The sequence below is a fragment of the Paraperibacillus marinus genome, assembly GCF_046237605.1.
GTDB classification, from domain to species: domain Bacteria; phylum Bacillota; class Bacilli; order Bacillales; family DSM-1321; genus Paraperibacillus; species Paraperibacillus marinus.
In genome coordinates this window covers 4,277,714-4,300,647 of record NZ_CP143542.1, presented here as the reverse complement: position 1 = coordinate 4,300,647, position 22,934 = coordinate 4,277,714, and the positions used below count along the sequence as shown (strand labels likewise).

The window sequence follows — 22,934 nt, the reverse complement described above, 5'->3', positions numbered from 1 at the left end:
TTTTCATGGACAGAAGTCGCGATATAGAGGTGTTGATCGTGGAGGATGATTTGCGGATAGCAGAAATCCAAAAGCGGTTCATCGAGCAGTTACAAGGATTTCAGACAGTGGGGATTGCGGCAGGCTATGCAGAGGCAAAAAGTTTTATAGAAGTCATGCAGCCGGATCTGCTGCTGCTGGATGTTCATTTTCCTGACATGAACGGGCTTGACCTTTTAAAAGAAACAAAAATGCAAAGCAGGCAGATCGAAGTGATCATGATCACTGCTGCAAAAGAGATAAATAAAGTCCAGGAGGCCATCAGCATCGGTGTATTCGATTACATCATAAAACCGGTAGTGTTTGATAGATTCAAACAGGCACTTCTGCGGTTTCAGGAATATCATTGCAATCTCCGCTCTTTAAGCCGCGGTTTTCAGGTTACACAGGAACAGGTGGATAAGCTGCTGCGAAAAGAAATGGAAGCAGGCAGCGGCGAAAAAGCCTATTTACCAAAGGGGATCGATCCCCTGACTCTTGAAAAAGTACTGGAGGTATTGGCGAGGGCGCATATGGGTCTCACAGCAGAAGTGGTGGCAAAGGAAATCGGAGTAAGCAGGACCACGGCAAGGAGATACCTGGAACATCTCATTTCAGAGGAAAAGGTCAAGGCCGACCTGGCTTATGGAACAGTGGGCCGGCCTGAGAGAGTGTACATAGTGGAAGGCTGATACAGGGATGCTTGCAGCCATCTTCGAGAAAATGCATCTTGAGGTTTTTGCCTTCGACGATAGTGAATCAGTCCTTAATAACTCCTTCCTGCTCAGGAAGGTTAAACGTTTTGGCATGCTATAATGTTAGTTTCATAGCACAAGATTGTTTATACAAATATTGTTAAAACCGCTCACTTTTTATAAAAGTCATTTCTATTTACATTGGAACATTTAGTATAATGAAAGAAAAAACTGGAGAATCACATCATGAAAAAAACACTATCAGTCCTCTCTGCTGCTGTCCTATCTTTAATTCTTACTGGATGCGGCGGCCCAAAGCCTGCCGATACTGTTACAAGCTTTCTCACTTCCTTTCAAAAAGGCGATGTAGAAAAAGCTGGAAAGTTTGTTAAAGGCCAATTAAAGTCCACTCTCAGCACCGGGGAAGAGGAGGATGGACCAGTAAGTGAGAAATTAATGACCGCCTTTACTAAAGGATACAAATTCGAGACTCCAAAAGAGGTTTCTTCCAAAGGAGATACGGCCAAGGTCAAAGTCAAAGTAACCTCTGTGGATGTGAAGGAGGCAATCGGCAGCGCCATGAGCGAATTGATGCCATCTGCACTTGCTGCTGCTTTTGTTGAAGGAGGAGACTCAGAAGAAGCCGTTGATAAGCTGGTGGAAAAGACAATTATTAAAAAATTGACCTCGGAAGACGCTGCTTTCGATACACGAAGCGTGACCCTGACCCTGAAAAAAGATAAAAAGGGAGAATACAAGATTCTTGCGAATGATCAATTGAAAGAGGCTGTACTTGCGAATATGAACGATCTTGAACAATCCCTTAGAGAAGCAGAGGAAGGGGAGCCCGCTAGCAGCAAAAAATGATAATTGTATACACTCAAAAAAAGCTTCCTAGCACCTTAGGAGGCTTTTTTTATGCTTGCCGGAGCAGGATCATAATTGTAAATAAAAGTAAGTTGTTCGACAGAGGCTGGAGCGCTATAGTAATATGGAATAATTATTAGGTGGGGGGTGAAGGCTTTTGATCAATCTTATACCCTTGATGATTGAGCGTGTGGGCGTAATCCTGATGGCGGTGTTCCTTCTGTCACAGATCAAGTCGTTCCGCAGGATTATCCACAATGAGCAGGGCTATAAAGAAAAGCTGGTGCTGATTGCCTTTTTTGGTCTCTTTGGCATCATCAGCAATTATACAGGAATAGAAATCAAGCATAATACCATCACAGAGAACAGCTGGCTGATCGGAGTCGAGCCGGACAGTGCGATTGCCAATACCCGGATCATGGGGATAGCAATCGGTTCCCTGCTGGGCGGACCTGCAGCCGGCATCGGGATCGGGCTTATCTCCGGAATTCATAGATATTTCCTCGGCGGGTTTACAGCGGAAGCATGCGCCATATCCGCCGTCGTGGCAGGTGCGGCGGCAGGATACCTTGGCATGCAGCGAAGGAAGAAAAAAGCCATTACTCCAGCCTTTGCGGTTGGTGTGGGTGCGTCCATGGAGATTATCCAGATGGGAATCATCCTTGCCGTAACAAGGCCTTTCGAGCTTGCCTGGGGATTGGTGAAAATCATCGGCATCCCTATGGTCGCTATCAATGCGCTCGGCATGCTGCTGTTTATGCTGATCATTCAATATATCCTGCGCGAGCAGGAACGGACAAAGGCGCTGCAGACAAGCAAGGCCTTTTATATTGCAGACCAGACGCTTCCCTATTTCCGGCGCGGCCTTAACCGTGACTCATGCAGGCAGGTGGCGGAGATCATGCTTGGGCTGACGGATGCCGATGCGATTGCCATCACAGATTCCACAGGCGTCCTGGCTCATGCCGGCGCAGCTTCCGATCATCATGTGCCGATGTCAGGCTTCTCCACCGGACTGACAAAAAGAGTGCTGAAGGAGGGGAAGGTGCTGACTGCAAAGAGCCGTGAGGAAATCCTCTGTATGCAGGAATCCTGCACGCTCCGGGCGGCTGTCGTGCTGCCGCTTAAGGTTCATGACAAGACGGTGGGTACACTAAAGCTCTATTTTACAAGTCCTGAAGCCTTGACGGAAGTGGAGAAGGAGCTGGCCGAGGGACTGGCCAACTTATTTTCTACCCAGCTGGAGCTGGCTGAGGCCGAAGAGCAGACAAAGCTCCTGAAGGACGCTGAAATCAAGGCGCTGCAGGCCCAGGTTCATCCGCATTTCTTTTTTAACGCCATCAATACCATTTCCGTACTATGCCGGACAAACCCTGAAAAGGCCAGGAAGCTGCTGCTTGAACTAAGCCATTTCTTCCGCAGCAATCTGCAGGGGGCGCGCCAGATCCTTATCCCCCTGGAAAAGGAAATTGAGCATGTAAAAGCCTATCTTTCCCTTGAGCAGGCACGGTTTCCCGATAAATATGAAGTGAGGTTTGAGATTGAGGAAGGAGCGGAAAAAAGTCTGCTCCCTCCCTTCATCCTGCAGCCGCTTGTGGAAAACAGCATCAGGCATGCCTTTTCGCGTTCAAAAGAGAAGGGAGAAGTGCTGGTTTCGGCACGTATTAATGATGATTTTCTGCATATTGGTGTAAAGGACAATGGAAATGGAATTATGCCGGAGAAGCTTGCCGTTCTGGGTAAGGAAACCATGGAATCCCGTCACGGGACGGGGACGGCACTGGTGAATATCAGGGAGCGCCTGGATCGGATGTATAACCAAAGAGCCGGGTTTAACATAGCGAGTCCTGACAGAAAAGGGACCTCCATCTCCATCAAGTTACCTGCAGACAGAAAGGGGGGTTATAACAGCCATGATGAAAGCCTTTATAGTGGATGATGAGCCCCTTGCCAGGGATGAACTGAAATATCTCCTGGCAAGGACAAGGGAAGTAGAAACAGCCGGTGAAGCGGGAAGCATGATTGATGCCCTGGAGCAGATCAAGCAATTGAAACCCGACTTGATCTTTCTGGATATCGAGCTATCCGAAGACAGCGGCCTGGAGCTTGCTGGCCAAATCCGCCGGCTGGACTTCTCTCCCGCCATCATTTTTGCCACTGCCTATGATGAATTTGCGCTAAAAGCTTTTGAATTGGATGCGGTCGATTATGTGCTGAAGCCTTTTGATGAAGACAGAATCAGACAGACGATCCATAAGATAAAAGCGCTGAGAGGAACAGCGGGACCCGAAGCAGAAGCATCAGCGGAATCAAGACCGATGCCTGCCTTCCAGACAGGAAAGCTCGCTGTATATGCCGATGAGCGGATTATCCTGGTTGACACCGGTTCAATTGTCTATCTGGCAAGCGCTGAGGGAAGAACCGTGCTTAAAACCATGGAGGCCGAGTATAAAATGCCCGAAGCCTTATCGGCGGTGGAGAAGAAGCTCACAAATCTTCATATGATCAGGGTTCACCGGAGCTATCTTGTGAATGTGGATTATATAGCCGAAATTCAGCCCTGGTTCAATTCCACCTATAATCTGATCATGAAAGAGGGGACAAGCATCCCCGTCAGCCGGACATATGTAAAGGATCTTAAACACCTGCTTGGTTTTTAAGGTCCTTTTTTGCATTTTATCCCCTTTAATCTGCAGGTCAGGGCTGGTTTTCTGCGAGTTGTTGTGAAAACGCTGTCATTCCATTTTCATGGCGTATAGTAGAGCTATAGAACGATAACAGAGAGGGGCAGACAGAAAAATGAATGCGATTTCAATGGTAATTGGCTCTATTTGTATACTTATGATAGCTTATCGCTTATATGGAACCTTTATGGCTGTAAAGGTTTTAAAATTAGATGATTCCAAAAAGACCCCTGCGCACGAATTGGAGGATGGCAAGGACTATGTGCCGACTAACCGCTGGGTGACATTCGGCCATCACTTTGCCGCCATTGCCGCTGCTGGCCCGCTGGTGGGCCCGATTCTGGCTGCGCAATTCGGATATCTTCCCGGCTTGCTTTGGCTGCTGATTGGGGCAGTAATCGGCGGTGCGGTCCATGATGCAGTGGTTCTCTTCGCCTCCATGAGGCAAAGAGGCGAATCACTTGCCGAAGTGGCGAAGAAGGAGCTTGGCCCTGTGGCCGGATTTTGCACAGGACTTGCTATGCTGTTCATCATTACAATTACAATGGCAGGGCTCTCAATGGTCGTGCTTCACGCATTGGAGCATAATCCATGGGGCACATTCACAGTCGGCATCACAATCCCGATTGCTATGGGTGTGGGGCTGTACCACAGGAAGACCGGAAACCTGAAAGGAGCTTCCATAGTAGGCTTCCTGCTGATCATGGCCGCTGTATTCTTCGGTCCATATATCCAGGATTCAGTCCTTGGTGACTGGCTCACTCTGGATGTGAAGACCTTGTCACTGATTCTGCCAATCTATGCATTCTTTGCGGCCGCACTGCCTGTATGGCTGCTGCTTGCACCGCGCGATTATCTCAGTTCCTTCATGAAAATAGGCGTATTCGTTGCCCTGATTGCCGGCGTCTTTATAGTCAATCCAACATTGCAGATGCCTGCCCTCACAGAATTCATTGGCGGCGGAGGTCCTGTGATCAGCGGCCCGGTCTGGCCGTTCATCTCCATCACGATTGCCTGCGGAGCGATCTCTGGCTTCCATGCCTTTGTCGGTTCAGGGACAACACCGAAGATGCTTGACCGCTGGAGTGACATCAAGTCTGTTGGTTTTGGTGCGATGCTAGTGGAATGTGTAGTGGGCATTATGGCACTTGTGGCTGCGACCGCTCTGCATCCCGGCGATTATTTCGCCATCAACTCCACGCCAGAAGTGTTCAAGACACTAGGAATGGAGACGGTGAATTTAGCCCAGCTCAGCAAGGACATCGGTCTTGATCTTGAAGGCCGGACAGGGGGCGCTGTTACGCTTGCCGTCGGCATGACCTATATCTTTACCGATATATCATGGTTCTCCAAGCTTTCGTCTTTCTTCTTCCAATTTGTCATCATGTTTGAGGCGCTGTTCATCCTGACAGCCATCGACTCAGGTACCCGGGTTGCCCGCTATCTGATTCAGGACTTCGGAGGAGCTTTCTATAAGCCTCTTAAAAGGGTGGACTGGATTCCAGGAAACATCTTTGCCAGCGCACTGGCCTGCTTCCTGTGGGGATATCTGCTGTTTTCCGGCGATATTGGATCTGTCTGGGCACTATTCGGGGTATCCAACCAGCTGATGGCCTCCATCGGGCTGATCATCGGAGCTACCATCATCCTGAAAGTGGCGGACAAGCGCCGATATATGCTGACATGCCTTATTCCGCTGGCTTATCTATATGTAACCGTCAATTATGCCGGCTATTGGATGGTCAAGAATGTTTATCTTAATTCCGCTGCGACAGGCTACAGCGTCCTCAATGCTGTATTGTCCATCATCATGCTTGTGCTAGGGGTCGTCATCATGATCACAGCCGTCAAGAATTGGCTGGAAACCTGGAACAAACCGGCACTAAAGCTGAATAAGAAAACGGCATAACTAAAAGGACACTGCAAACCTTCCGGGGCTGCAGTGTTTTTTGTTTTTATAGAATTATTGGTAAGAAAACAAACATGAGTTTCCTACTCGCAACCGATGCATGGAAAGGAACCCAGTCAAAATCAGGAACAAACACAAAAAGGGTGGAGCGGAGTAAGGCACAGGCAGTATGCCAGCAAGATAAATGTACCTAGCTGCTGGAAGCCTTATCATACATGCAGCTCCGCTCCTTTTCTACAGAAAAATACAGGCCGCAAAGGGCCTGTAATTTACCCATTCAACAAGTTCTGGATCACGAGATGGGTAAGATTGGGTACGATCTCAAGGGAATAATGCAGTTCCATCCTCTCGAGCATCTTGTGGGCATCCACTCCGTAGGGTCCGATGTTGACCACAGGAACATTCAGCTTCTTTATGCTGGCATAATCCACATAATGCTTTGTTCCCCATCCCGGGTTGTTTTTACTAACAGCGCCGATTCCTTCCTCGTCATCACTCAGGGCGACAAAGCTCATGTCAGAAATGTACGGGAAGAAGTTCCTTGTGACGATCGGGTGCGGATAAGCTGGCTGGATTTTGGCGGCTGCATCGTCCAGGGCCTGTATGAGCGCCTGCTCTCCCGGAGAACCGCCGGCAAGCTCTATCCGGGGCGAATAAAGGGATGAGTAGAATACAATGACAGCCGGACTCTTATCCTTCATCCACTTCCACGCTTCCTCGACGACCCGGGCTGCGAACATGCGGGTGTCAAGGCTCTCATCAAGCATGAGAGTCTCTTTGAACCCATCCATATGTTTAGTGAATGCTTCACCATTTTCTTTTATCAGAAGCTTTTCCATTTCCTCATAAGTCATGACGGACGGCGTAAAGGAACGGGCTGAATAAGGCTCATGCGTCAGCTTGCAATGCTGCCTGTACCTTTCGTCATACAGGTCCAGGGCATTCTGAAAGGCTAGTTGGGCCTGTTCCTTCAGCATTATGAGTACATCCTTCGGTGACCATGAGTGGATGAAGAAATTGTAGTACACATAAGCTGACAATGCGGTCTGTACGGTATAGGAAGGCTTAAGGTCCGTCTGCTTCAGTGACACAGGCGGGACTGTTGTCTCACCATAGGCTTCATTGCTGAGCTCTGGATTGTAATTGATCTGCCTGGTAAGCTCGGCTGCGATGAAATTAGGATCAAGTCCCTCAAAGCAGGAGCCTACATGGGTTTCAGCACCTGTGATAAAGAAGGAAGGAAGCAGCTTGCCGACCGTCCCTTTATATATATAGCGGTTCTCGTCTCCTTCATAGCGCGGGGAAACAAAATCCGCATTGATGGCTGCGGCATAATCAAAGTTATGCTCCTCTTTCCAGTCATTTAAGATAGGAAGGGCAGACAGGACTCCATGCGAGCCGTCCTCCTCATCACATTCACAAAGGAAGACAATATTGCCATCGAGCTCCTCCGGATGCTCAGAATAATAATTGAGCAGATAAAGATGGCTGGCCACTCCGCTTTTCATATCCAGAACACCGCGGCCGAACATCCACTCCCCTGACTCCAGATGCTCCCTGGCAGCGGCAGGCAAATCTCCATCCTGAAGTGCCTCCATCAGCTCATCGGGTGAACAGGCAAGGTCTTTCAATTGATTATAATCATCTATTCCCACGGTATCCATATGCCCCATCAGGATGATTGTCCGATTGCTGTTACCCTTGGTTCCCTTGACGCAGGCGAGCACATTATACCGTTCTTCTGAGTCATCTACTGTCGGCGAAAGAATCAGCTGTGAAGGATTTTCGTTAAAATAAGGGAAGGTGGTAAGCAGCGTATATAATGAATGGGCCATTACCTTCTCCCCTGGGGTATTTACAATGCTTTCAATACTTACCAGCTGTTTCGTAAAGTTCAATACTTCCTCACGGCATTGCAGCATAGCCTCTTGCTCCTTTTTATATGAAAATAAAATCTATAGGTATTCTAACAGACTTTAGGAGAGCATTAACAAAACATTGCCCAGGAAATATAATTTCAGAAAAACTTTTTATAAAAGGTTGTTTTCGCAGACATTGTGGCTGTTGAATGAAAAAGTGGATTGCAGCGAGAGGCACCTCACCTGCGCGGGGCGGGCGGTGAGCCTCCGCGGCTTTACCTTTGGGGAATCCACTTCTCTCCATAGCCAGACTGGCTTATGACTGGAGGGTCGAAAGGCGAGCAGAATCAGGAGTCTCGCACCTAAAGCGGCAGTCTACTTGGCAATTCTCCTTACGAAACACAAAAACAACAAACTTTTTGAAAAGAGGCTTATAAGGTTGTTTGTTTTTATAAGTTCTGTAAGAAGTCAATGTTAAACAATGGTGATGGAACGTTTTTTCCTGAATGAAGGAAAGAAAAAACCTTTTACGGTTCACGGGTCTTCAACTTGTGTAAAATAGAGAGTATAAGTAAACAAAGTTAGGATGACACGATGAAAAATCAATTGAAGATAAAGATAAAATCGAGATTTGCAGCAAAGTACAAGGGCGGGTACCCTTTGATTGTAAAGGAAGCTCTTGTGAATAGCGGGGATTTGCAGGAAGAGGGCCAGATTCTGGATCTCGTCGATGAGAGCAGCCGGTTTATAGCAAAAGGGTATTATGGACGGCAGAATAAAGGCTATGGCTGGGTTTTATCCCGTGATGAAAAAGAACAGATTGATCAGGCTTTCTTCGAGAAAAGGCTTAAGGCTGCAATAGAGAAGCGGAAAAATTTATTTGATAGCCCTGATACGAATGCTTTTCGTGTCTTCAATGGGGAGGGGGACGGTGCAGGCGGCTTCACGGTTGAATATTTTGATGGCTACTATTTAATCCATTGGTACAGCGCAGGCATTTACCAGTTCAGGGATGATATTTTGAACGCCCTGCAGGCGGTGGCAGCTTTTAAGGGAATTTATCAGAAGAAGAGATTTGATGCACAGGGCATGTACTTAGAGGATGATGATTTCGTAACCGGTGAGAGAGGCGAGTTTCCGCTGATCGTGAAGGAGAACGGAATTAATTTTGCGGTCTATCTGAACGAAAGCGCGATGGTAGGGGTGTTCCTTGATCAGCGTGAGGTCAGGAAGGCGGTCAGAGACCGCTATGCGGCCGGCAGGACGGTTTTAAATACCTTTTCCTATACAGGGGCTTTTTCGGTGGCAGCAGCCCTTGGAGGGGCTGTCAAGACGACGAGCGTGGACCTGGCGAACAGGAGCCGCGCGAAGACAATAGAGCAGTTCAGCATCAATGATATTGATTATGAAGCTCAGGATATCATTGTAGAGGACGTATTTAATTATTTTAAATATGCGGTGCGCAAGAATTTAAAATTTGACCTCGTTATCCTTGACCCTCCAAGCTTTGCCCGATCAAAGAAATATGTGTTCAGCGCTGAGAAGGATTATAAAAACCTGTTGAAGGAAGCCATCGCCATCACGGAAAAAGATGGAATCATCGCAGCCTCCACGAATGCAGCCACCTTTGGCATGAACAAGTTCAGGGGGTTCATAGATACTGCTTTCAAAGAATCCGGAAATCGCTATGAAATCCTTGAGGAATATTCCCTGCCCGCTGATTTTAAGACAATAAAAGAATTTCCTGAGGGTGATTACCTCAAGGTAGTATTTATAAAGAAACGCTGACAAAAGAAAAGAGGTTTCCCGCAAGCGGGAAACCTCTTTGTAATTTTAAACAAGTTTTCAACTTTTTTACAGGAAAAGGGTGCAGAAACCCTAATTTAATGTGCCCCTGTCTACTTGTTCATCCAAGACGTTAAAGTTATGGAGCACCTTTTTTGAAACGGCCGCTAATGTATCGATTGCATTTGCTTTTTGTCCCTGGAGCTGGAAGATGATATCGCCGAATAGGAGCTCCATTTCCTCCAAAATGGCGAGGGCGGCAGAGTTATAGAGATGAACATTGAAGTATTTTGAATTCTCAAACAGAGCTGAATCCAAATATGGCCTGAAATTCCTGATAACTTCCGGGAAATGGAGGATGAACTGATCGACACCCTTCCTGATCCCTTCAATGGTGGCTGCAAGCTCATCCAGGGGCTTTAGCGCTTCCTGGATGGCCCTTTCGATTCTCTCGTTAAAATCGGAAATGAGGCTCATGAAAAGGCCGGGGAGAGTGCCGTATACCGCTATTTTGGCAGCGCCCTTGATCATCGCTGATATGGATTCAAGCACTTCCTCGACTGCCCGTATTAATAGATTTATGCGGGTAAACAGAGGAATTACAGCCAGGACATGGACGGAGCCTGTCAGCGATGCATAGGCAGATTCAAGAAAAATCTCCTTGAATGCCATACCTGTCTTGAGATAAGGGGAATCCTCCAGGGCATAATCATTTGTGCCCTGTACTTTATCCGCAGCAGAAAGTCCGCTCTTATTCCTTATGGAGCCGGAAAGGCTTAAGTCTCTGTTATGGAAGGCATTGCCCGTATCCCTGACTTGATGCTCGAATTCGGAAACATGGGACTGTACTTTATCCTTGTTGCGGCTGATAATTCCGTAGTGGCTCTTCAATTCCCCGACCACTGCGTCTGCGGCCATGTCTGTCCCGCCTCTGAACAGTCTGGGAATATCCCCGGTAATAATCCGGCCGGCTATTCCCGTCAGTTCATCAATTTTATCCTTCATGTCTTCTAAAAAGCTGCGTGCTGCCCCAAAGAATCCCTCGACATCAATACTTGTGGAGGTTACAAATTCAATTATTTGGGCAGGCGGCGAATTGAGCAGGCTGTTCAGGAACCGGCACCTGGCTTCCGCAGTATTCAGCAGGGCAATCAAGGCGTCTATGGCTGCTTTGAACATATAGCCTGTCGTGGTGATTCCCTGGAAGATCGGGTCAGTGACCGCATTCTCGAAAAGCTCCTGAAAGGTATCCTGCAGTCTTGCTACACGTTCTGCAAACCTGGTTTCTTCGTCCACAATGATTTCAGCGGAGTGGCCGAGATATTCAGCCGCAAGGCCCAGGCGCCCGGTTACCTGCTTTTTTAAGGCGCCAGCCAGCTGATCAAGCTCACCTGCATTGATTTCTATCCTTTTAGTCCGTCCTCCATAGAGCGGCTCCCCGGTCCATACAGAAGTGACGATGTGGGCGTCCGCATCGATATAAATCCTGCCATGCCCAGCCTGGCCTTCAACACCGATTTCATAGAATTGAGTCCCATCCTCGTTCTTTAAGTAGCCGGTATGGTTGGTCGTTAAATACTCGAAACCCGGGATGCCATTATTGATATGAAACTGTCTTCCTGGAATCCTGCCATCAAGGTGCAGGGCAGACAGTCCGCCTGTCAGCACATCATAGCGGCTGAAGTAGTTTGTGATATTCTTATAATCCTTATTTAGATCTGCGTGGCCGTCTGGGAGGAGGGCGGGATTCAGTGTCACGGTTCTGACATCAGGGTGCCTGGTGCCGAGAGCATCAGCCAGGCCGCCGCCCAGCGAATTGCCGCAGACTGCGTTCACATTGATGCTCTTGGCGCTGATTTCGTTATAATAATCCTCAGCCGCCTGGACCTGTGCCGGCGTAATCTTGCTCATGAGCTGGATGTCGGTTATGATGTCCTGTCTTCCATTCTCTGCCCCGGCATCTGTGCCTACATAGACAATGGTATATTCCTTTGTGTCAATATTCATGACAGTAAGGGCGTCAAGGCCGGATGGATGGTTATATTTCACGTCGGCCACTATATAATCCTTGCCATTTACCTTGAATGTGCTGTTCACTTCGTTATGCAGATAGGCCTGGTAACCGGCAAGCTCCACTAAATCCTGATCTGTATCAGCTGACCTTTTGACAGGAATTTTAGTACTCATGGGACGATGTTCCTCCTATTCCTTAATGATCAGATTTGGCAGAAGGTGTTCCAAAGAATTATCCTTGATTCCCATGCCGGTTTTTTTGTCGACTCGGTTGTCATTCACGACTATGCCATAGGAACCTTTTGGTATATCTGAAAGCTGTTTTATATCTTCGACCAGCTTATTGAACGCATTCTTATCAGGCGAAGCGCCTTTTTCCTTCATGAATAATTGGATGGTTATGAAGATCTTTTCCGGTTCTATTGGTGAGGAATCGTAGAGTGCCTGAAGTTCTTCCCTGGTGATGGACGGATTCTTCAAATATGCGTCATAGAGCGGCTGAAGCGAACTTCCTGCTGTGTCTACATAATAATATGGAGTAGTATAACCGGTGCTTCCGAGCTTGGATGCGGCTTCAGGGTTTTTGCCTGTCAGGCCATTTTTACGGATGAAATCATTGAGATACGAATCCAGTCTGTTAAAGGACTTTTCGGCAGCCATTTGGTAGAGGCCGGTCTGAATGGCCTGTTCTGCCTGTCCTTCCTGGGTGTAAATCTTATCATATTTGACGCTGCCTTCTTGATCGATCGGGACGACTGCATAGGTGTTGAAGGAAGGGACGTTCTTTGATTCCACAAATACAGTGGCTCCGTCTTTATTTCCTGCGATATTGCGGACAGTCACTTCGGATTTGTATTTTTCCTTAAAGAAGAATTCCACTTGCTCAGCGATTTCGCCTTTATTTTCCTCCGCTATCTTTCCGTTTTTCTGACCGCCTTCCAGCATATAGCCATCCCCGTTATATTCCTGTACGCTCACGTACTCCGCGCTTTTATCTGGAGCTTTTTCCCCTGCATTGACACTTTCTTTTTTCTTATCCGGCTTATCCATATCCGAGCAGCCCCCCGCAATCAATGAAGTTCCTACAAGTAGTGGAATGATTATTTTTTTTGAGATCATCCAGTAATTCCTCCCAGCCGCCATTGATCTAAAAATAGTTGAAAATTTACACTTATATCCATCTTCAATTGTATTAAAATTCTATGCTGTTGTGTATTCAAATGAGGGGGAGAGGGGCTCGGAAACCAAAAACAGGAATAAAGAAGGATAAACCCTTAGGGATATTTAACCGGTTCAGAGTGGGTTAAACGCGTTTAGGCATTCACCCAGTTATGGGCCGCTGCATAGTCTAAAGCGAGCAGTGCAAATATTGCATAGAAAAGGGCGTGAGCATACATGACGGGCAGGATATTGCATTATTTTGTGTGCGGTCATACAGCAAGAGGGTTTGTCAATCTGGGAAAGGGCGCTTTCACTGGAATCAAAAAGCTGTTTGTCCTGAAGTCTGAATCTCTGAACATTGGTTCTGAGCTGATCAGGGAGATAGGGGAAGAGATGGCAGGGAAGGGTTGGGATATAGAATTCATTCACAGCCCGTTCAATGGAGATGCGGTTGACGGTGTCGTGCTGCCTGGGCAGAGAATTGGTATCGTGAACTATTTAATAGCTGGTGAGGAAGTGCCGGGATGTGAAAGGGAAATTATTCAGGTGGATGAGGGTCCGGCTCTTTCCTCTCTTTTGGAAGGCAGGATTAATGAGCAGCTGAAGCATGCCTATTCAAAGTTTTCCCACGCTCTCTCCATTCATGATGAATGGGAAAAATTTTATATTTCCAGCATGGACTTTAAGAAGGCCGACGAGCTGACGGATGAATTGATCGGAAACCTGCTGGGGGAGAACAGAAATAACAAGAAGGCAGTCGCCAGGCACCGGTACTTAGGTGCGGCAACACCCCGTGGTTCTGTTGATTTCGTACCTAATTTAACAGAATCGCTTCGTCATCGCTTCTTCATCAAGGGACGTCCTGGATCTGGCAAGTCCACTCTCCTGAAAAAATTGGCTAAACAGGCTGAAGCAAGAGGGTTTGATACGGAAATTTATCACTGCGGCTTTGACCCGGAGAGCCTTGATATGGTGATTGTCAGGGAACTGGGCTTTGCCATCTTTGATAGTACCGCTCCGCATGAATATTTTCCTGAGCGGGAGGGTGACTCCGTAATCGATATGTATGGAACTGTGATTGCTGAAGGAACAGATGAGAAGTACGAAAGTGAACTGAAGGACGTCTCTGCGAGGTATAAAGAACAAGTTCAGGCAGCCACTGCCCACTTAAAAGAAGCGTATGGTATCTATAATCTTGGATTGGAATCAGGTTCTCCAGAATGTGCCGGCGTTCATAAGACCAAAGAAAAGTTAGTATCCCGTATTTATCAATCACTCTCGGAAAATTAACCTCTTCAGCTTGAAGCTCCCCCATTGGGAGCTTCTTTTTCATAGTTTACCAGGTGGGTGCTCCTGTCAGGGGATTCTTTTTTTTAGCCAACAAATGAATTTTCTTACTGTGAATTCAGTAGAAAATATAACTTTTTTCATTGTATACATATTTCGTTTACATGTTTACAAAAATGTATACGATGTAAACGAAATATGTAAACATGTATACAATCATGTATACATGTTGATATGACGGGATGTATACATGATTGTATGACAAGTAAACAAAAAATGTTTACAAGTATACGGATTTGTAAACAAAAAGAGATGAATCGAAAGTCCGTTGTAAAAAACTCTCGATTCGTATAGGATAGAAACAATAGGGCTGGTAAATTCCTGCACTAAGATTTTTATTTTACTATGGAAGGATAGGTTGGAATGAGTAAAAGCAGAGTAGCTGCAGTTGATGTTGGAAATGATTCATTGAAAGCTATCTTCGGAGATTTAGATTATGAGCTTAATATTCCAAACGCCATTGCGAGAGATATAGAAGATCGTCCGATTATCGGAATTGAAGAATTGAACAGCAAAGACCCATTAGATGGGATACATATAAGAGTGCACTCCCCTGCATTAAGTGAAAACAATGCAATCTACCGTGTGGGAACGCTTGCGACTAAAAGTGACAATACTTCAGAGCTGGATCCGGGCAGCAGTAAGTCTGAAGAAGACCAGACGCTTGTTATGCTTTTTGCATCACTTGCGCTTGATGCGGTAAGGGATGAAAACCCAGGTGAATTCAAACGCTCGAATAATGTTGTGGATGCAAGCTATACACTTGGTACCGGCCTGCCGCTCCGGGAAGTGAAGGAAGGTAAGGACGCCGGCTACCGCTCAAGATTGATCGGTTCGGTACATCAGGTGGAATTTTTAGTGACCCCTAAATATCAGGGCATCAAAGTGAATATTAAGTTTGATGATGTGAAAGTTTATCCTGAAGGGTTTGCTGCATTCATTAACCTGGTTATGGATAATAACTTGAATATCATCAATAAAGACCTGATTAATAAAAGTATATTGATTCAGGACATTGGCGGATTATCAACAGATATCGCCGTGATCAAAAACCGTAATGTAGATGACGATAAGGCACAGGGATTCAATCTTGGAGTGTCTGATGCATTGGAACAGATTAGGGAAGAAATTCGCTCCAAGCATGGAGTGGAACTGGACAGCCGCCGTGATGTTGTGGAAATCATAACGAAGAAAAATGACCGGAATCACATTATGGTCCGCGGAAGCCGTACGAGCGTACATGATATTGTCGATCGGGTATTGGTTGAGCTTGCCAAGAAACAGTACAGACTGCTTCGTAATATGTGGTCAAAAAATTCGCAGACAGAAATCTGCTACTTTGTCGGTGGAGGATCGAATATCCTGAAGGATTATATTAAAACGCTGAACAACAATCTGGATGGCTATAATATCGACTTCTTCGAGGATGAAAAGGAAAGCATTTGGATGATGGCTAACGCCTATTACAAATTAATTTCGGATAATCTGCGCAAATCCCAGAAGGATGCTAAAAAAGCTGAGGATAAAAAGCCTGTAAAAGCTTAAAGATAAGGTGAAATTATGAGTATAAGTTCATCAAACGGAATTAAACGCGGACAAGCACTTTCTTTCCGTATCCCTTCCGATGCTCCTGATCATGTGATCAAACAGCTGCAAAAGCTTAAAGAGTTGGAAAAACGGAACTTCTCAAGCCGGATAGCGGATTATGTGATGGATGGCGTCATGAATACGATGATCAGAGACCGTGAAACCATCAGCATTCCCATTCCCAAGCAATTAAGCAAGGCGCAGAGGGACTGGCTGAAGCATGAACATTCAGAGGCGCTGCTTGGAAGCATCCTCTATCAGCTGATTTCAGATCCGGTCCGCTCTGCATCTTTGCTGGCGGCGCTTAACAGCAATGCCCGTGACCTTGATGAGGCTCTATATCTCCAGGAAGAGCTGCCAAAAGAGTCGAGAAAGGCAGAAGCTGAGCCGTCCCCGGCTGGGGTGCCTGAAGAAGACCCCGCTCCCGTTACTGGCTTTTCAGATGACGATCTGGACGATTTTAACTGGGAAGCGGCGAAAGGAACTCAGACGCAGGAGCAGGAAGCGGACGAAGAAGAGGATCTGCAAGACCTCCTTGGAGATTTCCTCTCACATATGAATAAGTGAATACAAGGCTGGCCCCAGTTTTTAGGGGCCGGCCTTTGTTTATGAGAAGCTGATCTAAATTATTCTGAAATAACAAATGAGTTTCCATGGTAAACGGTTTTGTATATTTATCCAGAGGGATTGAGAATGGAGTTCGTTATAAAGCCTAGCTTACAATGATGGCTGATAACACACTGTCAAGCGTTGCGCCGTATAAAAGCTTCAACCCGAAGCGTGCAACAGTATTCCCCTGCTCTTAATCAAGGCCATTGACAGCACCGGCAATAATTCCGATAGATGAGAAGTTGGCGAAAGAAACAAAGAATACAGAAATGATTCCCTGAGTCCTCGGACTGAATTTTTCAGATACTTCAGCAAGCTGTTCCATGGCGACAAACTCATTGGTAACAAGCTTTGTAGCCATAATCCCGCCTGCATCAATGATTTCAGATGCAGGGATACCGATCAAGAAGGCGGCTGGTAAAAAAACACAGCCAAGAAGCTCATGGAAAGTCAGGTGAAAAATAAGACCAAATACATTGTCGACCATGGAAATCAGGGCAAGGAAGCCGAGGAGCATAGCAGCGATCACGACCGCCCCCTTGAAACCGTCCATCATATCTCGCCAATCATCTCAAAAAAAATCTGTTGCTCAGACTCTACGATTTCCAGGGAATATCCTCATTGTCAGCAAGTTTATAGGGATTTATGATGGTGGCAATGATAAAACCGCCAAATAAATCCAAGGACGATGGCTGTCACCACATATCTGGGCGAATCATGGTCATATATGCCCCGGCAATCGACATGGATACAGTGGACATAGCAGAAGCACATAGAGTATAGAGACGCAGTGAGGAAAACCTGCCCAGCTGTTTTTTGACGGTGATAAAGGCTTCGGACTGGCCGACGATGGCCGAAGCCATGCCATTTTAGGATTCAAATCGGCCCATTCCGTTGATCTTGCTAAGAACAAGACCTATGCCCTGCATAACGAAAGGCAGGATTTTAAAGTATTGCAATATGCCGATTTAACACCGATATGAAGACGATGGGCAGCAGGACATTTATAAAAAAGGAACCAGCCCCTTCATTCATTAGGCATTAGGCCTCCGAACACAAAAATGATCCCTTCTGCTGCATAAGATAACAGCCTCTCAAACAATCCGGCTATGCCTCTTATGATCACCAGCCCAAATTTTGTATTCAGCAGGATATACGCTAGAATGAACTAAATGATAAGTATGAATAGGATATTATTTTATTTAAATTTCCTTTCGGCTGCAGCTTGCAAGCATTTAACATAGAACCTAGAACTAGAAGTTTATCAGGGAGGCCGATTTTTTATGGAAAACCGCCTTCATTTAGAGCGGGCGATTTTTGCGGGGGGCTGTTTTTGGTGCATGGCTGCCCCTTTTGAGGAACAAGAGGGAATTTACAGTATTACCTCCGGATACACGGGAGGGGTTACTAAGAACCCATCGTACCTGGAAGTAACACGTGGAAACTCCGGCCATTATGAGGCCGTTTTGATTGAATATGATCCAAACGTTTTTCCTTATACAGACCTCTTGGACATATACTGGCAGCAAATTGATCCGACAGATGCTGGCGGACAGTTTACGGACCGGGGCCATTCTTATAAAACGGCCATTTTTTATACAAGTGAGGAACAGAGGGGGGCCGCTGAAAAATCCCGCGCGGAATTAGATGCAAGCGGACGCTTTGAGAGGCCGGCCGTGACAGAAATTCTGCCTGCTTCCCCCTTTTATCCTGCAGAAGAGTATCACCAGGGATTTCATAAGAAAAACCCTTTCCGCTATGCTCTCTACCATAAGGGCTCAAAGCGGGAAGAATTCCAGAGGCGGTATTGGCCCAAAGACCGTTCGGTGCTCAAAGAAAGGCTCAGTGCTATCCAGTATCATGTCACTCAGGAAAATGGGACAGAGCCGCCCTTTGACAATGAGTACTGGGACAATGACAGGGAAGGCATCTATGTGGATATTGTTTCCGGAGAACCGCTGTTCACATCGAAAGATCAATATGACAGCGGCTGCGGCTGGCCAAGCTTTAAAAAGCCGGTGATGTCAGCAAGTGTCAGGGAAAGCTTTGATTTAAGCCACCGGATGACGCGGACCGAGGTCAGAAGCAGAGAAAGCGACTCTCATTTGGGGCATGTATTCGAGGATGGACCCGGTCCAGGAGGGCTGAGGTATTGTATAAATTCGGCAGCCCTGAGGTTCATTCCAAAAGAAAAACTGAAGGAAGAGGGCTATGAGGACTTTTTGATCCTCTTTCCCGGCGGGCGGCAGGAGGACAGATAAATGGAAATGATGAAAATAGAAGCATTTGATGTTATGGAGCTCTGCCTGCAGGCAGGAAAGCTCATGCTGCAAAACGGTGCGGAAACATATAGAGTGGAAGATACGATGGAAAGAATCGCCGGCCATTATGGGCTCTCAGGGGCACACAGTTATGTGACGCCCACCGGAATCATCTTTTCGCTGGATGGTGTGATACCTGCAAAGCTGATCAGGATTGCAAAGCGTGAAACAGATCTTGCCAAGGTGACGGCTGCAAATAGTATTTCCCGAAAAATAACCAATGGTGAACTTTCCATTGAAGGGGCGGCAAGAGAGCTTAGGGAATTGGAAAAGAGTAATCTGACGTATCCATTGGCCATTCAAATCCTCGCGGCCGCCATTTCGAGCGGCTGCTTTGTCATCATGTTCATGGGCGGCTGGATCGACTTCCTGCCCGCTGTATTGTGCGGTGCCCTGGGATATATCTGCTTTCTCTATATACACAAACTTGTGGAAGTTAAATTTTTTGCCGAGTTCCTGGCCGCTTTTGTAATCGGTCTGGCTGCTTTCTCCTTAAAAGCGGCTGGAGCGGGCCATGAAGCGGACAAGATTATCATCGGCTCCGTTATGCCTCTGGTTCCTGGACTTCTGATTACGAACGCCGTCAGGGACTTAATGTCCGGCCATCTGGTTTCGGGGCTGTCCAAAGGGGCGGAAGCCTTCCTGACCGCCTCAGCTATCGGTACAGGCATAGCCGTAGTGTTTTCAATATTTTAAGGAGTGGAGAAGCGATGCTGGGACAATTGGTGACTAGTTTTTTTGCGACAGCCGGAATCGGCATTATTTTTAATATTCCAAGGCAGGCGCTGATTAACTGTGGAATTGTTGGAATGGCCGGCTGGCTGATTTATGTGGTACTCTATGAAAATCACTTTGACACAGTGCTGGCGACTTTAATTTCTGCCTTTTTCATAGCCATCTTAAGCCAGTTTTTTGCAAGAAAGTATAAGATGCCAGTCATCATTTTCAGTGTAGCCGGCATGATTCCGCTTGTGCCCGGCGGAATGGCATATTATGCGATGAGAAAGTTTGTGGAAAATGATTATAATGCTGCCCTCAATAGCGCGGCGAAAGCGTTCATGCTGTCTGGGGCCATTGCAGTAGGGATCATTCTCTCAGAAGTGCTGAATCAAATTATTAAAAAGATAGACCAGCAGCGCTATGTAAAGGGATGATCGTTATTCTTGAAAGGAGAAACCAGCAGTCATAAAGGTAAAAAGGGACTTCGTCCAAAAAACACCGAAGTCCCTTTATTTTCTATTCGATTCGAAGAGCCACAATATCTCTGCAGTCTACAAAAATGGTTGTTCCTGGTTCAGTCTCTTCATCCCTGAATTCAGCACAACAGTTTCTATTGTCAAAATCTTCAAAGATAACATCTTCTAAAACCTGGCCCCCAGCTAAAAATACATCTACTTCAGTACCCCGATCCAGCCCTCTCAGCTGATCGCATACGCATTTATTACATCTGTTCTTTCGTCTAGAATGACGGCGGAAAATAACTTCACCCATTGTAAAACCCCCAGTTAATTAATTACTTACATAGATAACATATGAAAGTAACCATTCAATTGAGTGGTTAAATATCGTAGTCTGAAAGCACATTTTAATGTAAAACTAGTAAAGTCTCCAGAGGCGCCATTCTATGATGTTTTGAACATTGCTAAAAAAATGTAGAAAGAATAGTCTTATAGAACTATTCTGTAAGCGGTTCATGTGAGTAGTGTAAACCTATAGTGGAATTCATAGGACAATAGACTCTGCACCTGATTGAAAAATGTGTAGATTGCTGACATAAAACGAGAGAATGAAAGGCATGGTGTACTGTTCAACAATTTTAATCTGAATATTCAATATGTTAAGATAAATGAGTCGTATAAATAATTATAATTTAAAAGGAGAATTGCCAGTGAAAAAACAACTATTTTCCGTATTAGCAGCAGGGGCATTGACACTATCTCTATTCTCTCCGGCTGCGATAACTGCCAAGGCCGCAGGGAATAAAGCGCCGGCTGCAGAGAAATGGGACGTTGAGCGCTATGGGGACAGGATGGATGTGGATGGATATCTGAATGAGCTTTCCAAGGATGATGCGTTCAATAGGAAGGCGCTTGAAAATATAAAAGAACAGGCCAAGAAGATCAATTTCAATGAAACCTCCTCCACTGAAACTAAAAGCTCCAGCAGCTCCTTCACCTATGACGGCGGAACCAAGCAATTCCTGAACCGCAACTTAAAATTCAAGCCTTTTACACTTAGAAGTGTCGGCAATAATGTAGAGATCTGGGTGGCAAATGACCTGTCATTCCCAGCCGGTGATTCCCGCCCTGCCCATGTAGTCACACAGGAGCAGGTGGACAAGCTCAAAAACGAGTTTGATTCCAATATCTATCCCAAGGCTACAGAATTCTTCGGAACACCGGACAAGCATGACGGATCCCAATCACCGCTTGCAGGTAAAAACGTACCAGCCGGCTACTATGAAGGCAGTGATAAGGTTATCATGCTTGTAGATAATATCCAGGATGAAAATTACACCAATCCGGCTTATCCATTTTTCGTTGCCGGCTTTTACTGGCAGACACTCGAAAACTATATCGACCGGAATATTATTACGATTGATACGAACAGCTGGGAAACCAGGCTGGAGTCCACCTTCTTTGGAACCACGATTCATGAACTGCAGCATTTGATCCATGCAGACAATGATGGGGCGGAGGAAACGTGGATCAATGAGGGGATGTCCACATTCTCGGAGTATCTGGGAGGATACGGCCATGATGCCAGCTCCATCAATTTTTACCTCGACCATCCCGAGAATTCACTTGTGAATTGGGATGAGCATCAGGGAGCACCGACCGGCCCTGAGACCATAGCGGATTATGGACAGGTGTATCTGTTCACGCTTTATATGTATGATAAATTCGGCCGCGAATTTATACGTGACCTTGCCCTGAACAAGGAGCAGGGGATCAAGAGCATCAATGCGACCTTTAAGGAATACGGAATCAAGAAGATGGATTTCACAAAGCTGTATCAGGACTTTATTACAGCCCTTGCCATAGACAGCGGCAAAAAGAAGGATCCTTATAATTTCGAAAGCATTGATCTGCGTGATCTACCTGTTGATAATAATGGAACAAAGCGCGGAATGACGGTCAATTATGAAAAAGCTGTTCAATATGAGAAAGAAGGGGTCCCGGCCTGGGGCGGTGATTTCAAGAAGCTGGACTTTGAAGAAAAGGTGCGCAGTGTGAAGTTCAATGGCATTGAATTCCTGCCGATTCCGTGGATGCAGACCGCCGACCCAAAAAATCCAAATAGCCAGGTTCTGTGGGGGAACAATGGCGATGAGTCGGACAATGCCATCGTTCTCGAAGCAGACCTTACGAACGCCAAGGGCTCTGCCCTAACCTTTGACACCTATTATAAGATTGAAGAGCAGTGGGATTTTGGCGTAGTTCAAGTATCGGAAGATGGCGGGAAGACGTGGAAGAGCCTTTCGAATGAGAATACCCGAACAGATGTAGTGGACGAAGGCTATCCGAAAATTAAGGAAAATGTGCCGGGCTTCACAGGAACAAATGGCGGCTGGACGAATGAAAAATTCAGTCTGGCAGCCTATGACGGCAAAAAAATCCTGATTTCGTTCCGCTATTTGACTGACTGGGGCTCCAACGAAGAAGGGTGGTTTATTGATAATATCAAGATTCCGCAGATCAACTTCACTTCGGATGGGACCCTGACGCCTGCCTTTAAATCAATGAATGAAATCAATAAGCAGTATGTGGAGTATACAATTACCTTCATCAATGAAAAGGTGAAAGGGAACAAAACAGATTATAAGGTGGTAACTCTTGATCCATTTAACATTAATAAAGAAAAGTTCAATGAAATTCACCGTCTCTTCCAGGACGGGACGAACTCGATGATCACCACCTATGCGGCACCTCCTGGCGACAGGAATCCGGTAGAGTTCACCTATGAATTTGAATTCAAAAAGAAGAAAAATAAGAATAAAAAGAAATGAAAAGTTCATGGAGCCTGCTGCCGGTGCATTCCCGCCAGCAGGCTTTTTTGAATTTTATCAGAAGGTTGAC

At 46.2% G+C, this 22,934-nt stretch carries 17 protein-coding genes and 1 pseudogene; 13 read left to right on the top strand and 5 right to left on the bottom strand.

From position 1 onward, the window contains the following. Positions 1 to 5: 5 nt before the first annotated feature. The 5 genes from V1498_RS21590 (at position 6) to cstA (ending at position 6,173) form a co-directional block, all read left to right on the top strand. Positions 6 to 710, top strand: a complete 705-nt coding sequence (locus tag V1498_RS21590) for a response regulator (RefSeq protein WP_409296241.1) — start codon at positions 6 to 8, stop codon at positions 708 to 710. A gap of 249 nt (positions 711 to 959) precedes the next feature. Then, positions 960 to 1,580, top strand: coding sequence for a DUF4878 domain-containing protein (locus V1498_RS21585; protein WP_409296240.1), 621 nt, complete (start codon positions 960 to 962; stop codon positions 1,578 to 1,580). A gap of 157 nt (positions 1,581 to 1,737) precedes the next feature. Continuing rightward, positions 1,738 to 3,519, top strand: coding sequence for a LytS/YhcK type 5TM receptor domain-containing protein (locus V1498_RS21580; RefSeq protein WP_409296238.1), 1,782 nt, complete (start codon positions 1,738 to 1,740; stop codon positions 3,517 to 3,519). Further along, the gene (locus V1498_RS21575) at positions 3,494 to 4,240 is read left to right on the top strand and encodes a LytR/AlgR family response regulator transcription factor (protein WP_409296236.1); all 747 of its coding nucleotides are present in this window, start codon (positions 3,494 to 3,496) and stop codon (positions 4,238 to 4,240) included. Before V1498_RS21580 ends, V1498_RS21575 begins: the two co-directional genes overlap by 26 nt. Positions 4,241 to 4,379: 139 nt before the next feature. After that, complete coding sequence (gene cstA / locus V1498_RS21570) at positions 4,380 to 6,173, top strand: carbon starvation protein CstA (RefSeq protein ID WP_409296234.1); 1,794 nt, start codon at positions 4,380 to 4,382, stop codon at positions 6,171 to 6,173. Between the two features lie 269 nt (positions 6,174 to 6,442). Here the strand turns inward: cstA and V1498_RS21565 are convergent, their stop codons facing one another. After that, complete coding sequence (locus V1498_RS21565) at positions 6,443 to 8,095, bottom strand: M20/M25/M40 family metallo-hydrolase (protein WP_409296232.1); 1,653 nt, start codon at positions 8,093 to 8,095, stop codon at positions 6,443 to 6,445. A 531-nt stretch (positions 8,096 to 8,626) separates the two neighbouring features. On the opposite strand from V1498_RS21565, the gene V1498_RS21560 reads away from it, so the two are divergent. Continuing rightward, a complete protein-coding gene (locus V1498_RS21560) occupies positions 8,627 to 9,820 on the top strand; it encodes a class I SAM-dependent rRNA methyltransferase (RefSeq protein ID WP_409296230.1) in 1,194 nt (397 codons plus the stop codon). Positions 9,821 to 9,910: 90 nt separating this feature from the next. Here V1498_RS21560 and V1498_RS21555 read toward each other — a convergent pair whose 3' ends face one another. Together V1498_RS21555 and V1498_RS21550 are read right to left on the bottom strand one after the other, a co-directional pair. Further along, positions 9,911 to 12,004: an SA1320 family protein gene (locus V1498_RS21555; RefSeq protein WP_409296229.1), complete on the bottom strand. Its 2,094-nt coding sequence runs from the start codon at positions 12,002 to 12,004 to the stop codon at positions 9,911 to 9,913. Between the two features lie 15 nt (positions 12,005 to 12,019). Continuing rightward, the gene (locus V1498_RS21550; RefSeq protein WP_409296227.1) at positions 12,020 to 12,949 is read right to left on the bottom strand and encodes a DUF1672 family protein; all 930 of its coding nucleotides are present in this window, start codon (positions 12,947 to 12,949) and stop codon (positions 12,020 to 12,022) included. Between the two features lie 276 nt (positions 12,950 to 13,225). Between V1498_RS21550 and V1498_RS21545 the strand changes: the two genes are divergently transcribed. The 3 genes from V1498_RS21545 to V1498_RS21535 all read left to right on the top strand — a co-directional run bounded on the left by V1498_RS21545 (position 13,226) and on the right by V1498_RS21535 (position 16,492). After that, entirely contained in the window at positions 13,226 to 14,281 is a 1,056-nt protein-coding gene (locus tag V1498_RS21545; RefSeq protein ID WP_409296225.1) for a hypothetical protein, read from the top strand. A 420-nt stretch (positions 14,282 to 14,701) separates the two neighbouring features. After that, the gene (locus V1498_RS21540) at positions 14,702 to 15,883 is read left to right on the top strand and encodes a hypothetical protein (protein WP_409296223.1); all 1,182 of its coding nucleotides are present in this window, start codon (positions 14,702 to 14,704) and stop codon (positions 15,881 to 15,883) included. A 15-nt stretch (positions 15,884 to 15,898) separates the two neighbouring features. Beyond that, positions 15,899 to 16,492, top strand: coding sequence for a hypothetical protein (locus V1498_RS21535; RefSeq protein ID WP_409296221.1), 594 nt, complete (start codon positions 15,899 to 15,901; stop codon positions 16,490 to 16,492). Between the two features lie 145 nt (positions 16,493 to 16,637). Here V1498_RS21535 and V1498_RS21530 read toward each other — a convergent pair. Beyond that, positions 16,638 to 17,699 (bottom strand): annotated as a pseudogene (locus V1498_RS21530) (NupC/NupG family nucleoside CNT transporter); the annotation flags it as partial. A 118-nt stretch (positions 17,700 to 17,817) separates the two neighbouring features. Between V1498_RS21530 and msrB the strand changes: the two are divergent. Genes msrB through V1498_RS21515 form a run of 3 tightly spaced genes read left to right on the top strand, consistent with a single transcriptional unit; the run spans position 17,818 to position 20,009 of the window. Next, a complete protein-coding gene (gene msrB, locus V1498_RS21525) occupies positions 17,818 to 18,795 on the top strand; it encodes a peptide-methionine (R)-S-oxide reductase MsrB (RefSeq protein WP_409296219.1) in 978 nt (325 codons plus the stop codon). A gap of 6 nt (positions 18,796 to 18,801) precedes the next feature. Continuing rightward, positions 18,802 to 19,551, top strand: coding sequence for a threonine/serine exporter family protein (locus tag V1498_RS21520; protein WP_409299416.1), 750 nt, complete (start codon positions 18,802 to 18,804; stop codon positions 19,549 to 19,551). Between the two features lie 14 nt (positions 19,552 to 19,565). After that, the gene (locus V1498_RS21515) at positions 19,566 to 20,009 is read left to right on the top strand and encodes a threonine/serine exporter family protein (RefSeq protein ID WP_409296217.1); all 444 of its coding nucleotides are present in this window, start codon (positions 19,566 to 19,568) and stop codon (positions 20,007 to 20,009) included. Between the two features lie 82 nt (positions 20,010 to 20,091). Here V1498_RS21515 and V1498_RS21510 read toward each other — a convergent pair whose 3' ends face one another. After that, complete coding sequence (locus V1498_RS21510; RefSeq protein WP_409296215.1) at positions 20,092 to 20,346, bottom strand: hydrolase; 255 nt, start codon at positions 20,344 to 20,346, stop codon at positions 20,092 to 20,094. 397 nt (positions 20,347 to 20,743) lie between these two features. On the opposite strand from V1498_RS21510, the gene V1498_RS21505 reads away from it, so the two are divergent. Beyond that, on the top strand, positions 20,744 to 22,864 hold the full coding sequence (locus V1498_RS21505) for a peptidase M6 (RefSeq protein ID WP_409296213.1): 2,121 nt from the start codon (positions 20,744 to 20,746) through the stop codon (positions 22,862 to 22,864). The last annotated feature ends 70 nt before the right edge of the window (positions 22,865 to 22,934 follow it).

Coding starts and splice junctions, on each gene's coding strand:
- V1498_RS21585 (WP_409296240.1), top strand. CDS start 960: ATGAAAAAAACACTATCAGTCCTCTCTGCTGCTGTCCTATCTTTAATT.
- V1498_RS21510 (WP_409296215.1), bottom strand. CDS start 20,346: ATGGGTGAAGTTATTTTCCGCCGTCATTCTAGACGAAAGAACAGATGT.
- V1498_RS21560 (WP_409296230.1), top strand. CDS start 8,627: ATGAAAAATCAATTGAAGATAAAGATAAAATCGAGATTTGCAGCAAAG.
- V1498_RS21515 (WP_409296217.1), top strand. CDS start 19,566: ATGCTGGGACAATTGGTGACTAGTTTTTTTGCGACAGCCGGAATCGGC.
- V1498_RS21540 (WP_409296223.1), top strand. CDS start 14,702: ATGAGTAAAAGCAGAGTAGCTGCAGTTGATGTTGGAAATGATTCATTG.
- V1498_RS21590 (WP_409296241.1), top strand. CDS start 6: ATGGACAGAAGTCGCGATATAGAGGTGTTGATCGTGGAGGATGATTTG.
- V1498_RS21520 (WP_409299416.1), top strand. CDS start 18,802: ATGATGAAAATAGAAGCATTTGATGTTATGGAGCTCTGCCTGCAGGCA.
- V1498_RS21535 (WP_409296221.1), top strand. CDS start 15,899: ATGAGTATAAGTTCATCAAACGGAATTAAACGCGGACAAGCACTTTCT.
- msrB (WP_409296219.1), top strand. CDS start 17,818: ATGGAAAACCGCCTTCATTTAGAGCGGGCGATTTTTGCGGGGGGCTGT.
- V1498_RS21565 (WP_409296232.1), bottom strand. CDS start 8,095: ATGCTGCAATGCCGTGAGGAAGTATTGAACTTTACGAAACAGCTGGTA.
- cstA (WP_409296234.1), top strand. CDS start 4,380: ATGAATGCGATTTCAATGGTAATTGGCTCTATTTGTATACTTATGATA.
- V1498_RS21550 (WP_409296227.1), bottom strand. CDS start 12,949: ATGATCTCAAAAAAAATAATCATTCCACTACTTGTAGGAACTTCATTG.
- V1498_RS21575 (WP_409296236.1), top strand. CDS start 3,494: ATGATGAAAGCCTTTATAGTGGATGATGAGCCCCTTGCCAGGGATGAA.
- V1498_RS21555 (WP_409296229.1), bottom strand. CDS start 12,004: ATGAGTACTAAAATTCCTGTCAAAAGGTCAGCTGATACAGATCAGGAT.
- V1498_RS21545 (WP_409296225.1), top strand. CDS start 13,226: ATGACGGGCAGGATATTGCATTATTTTGTGTGCGGTCATACAGCAAGA.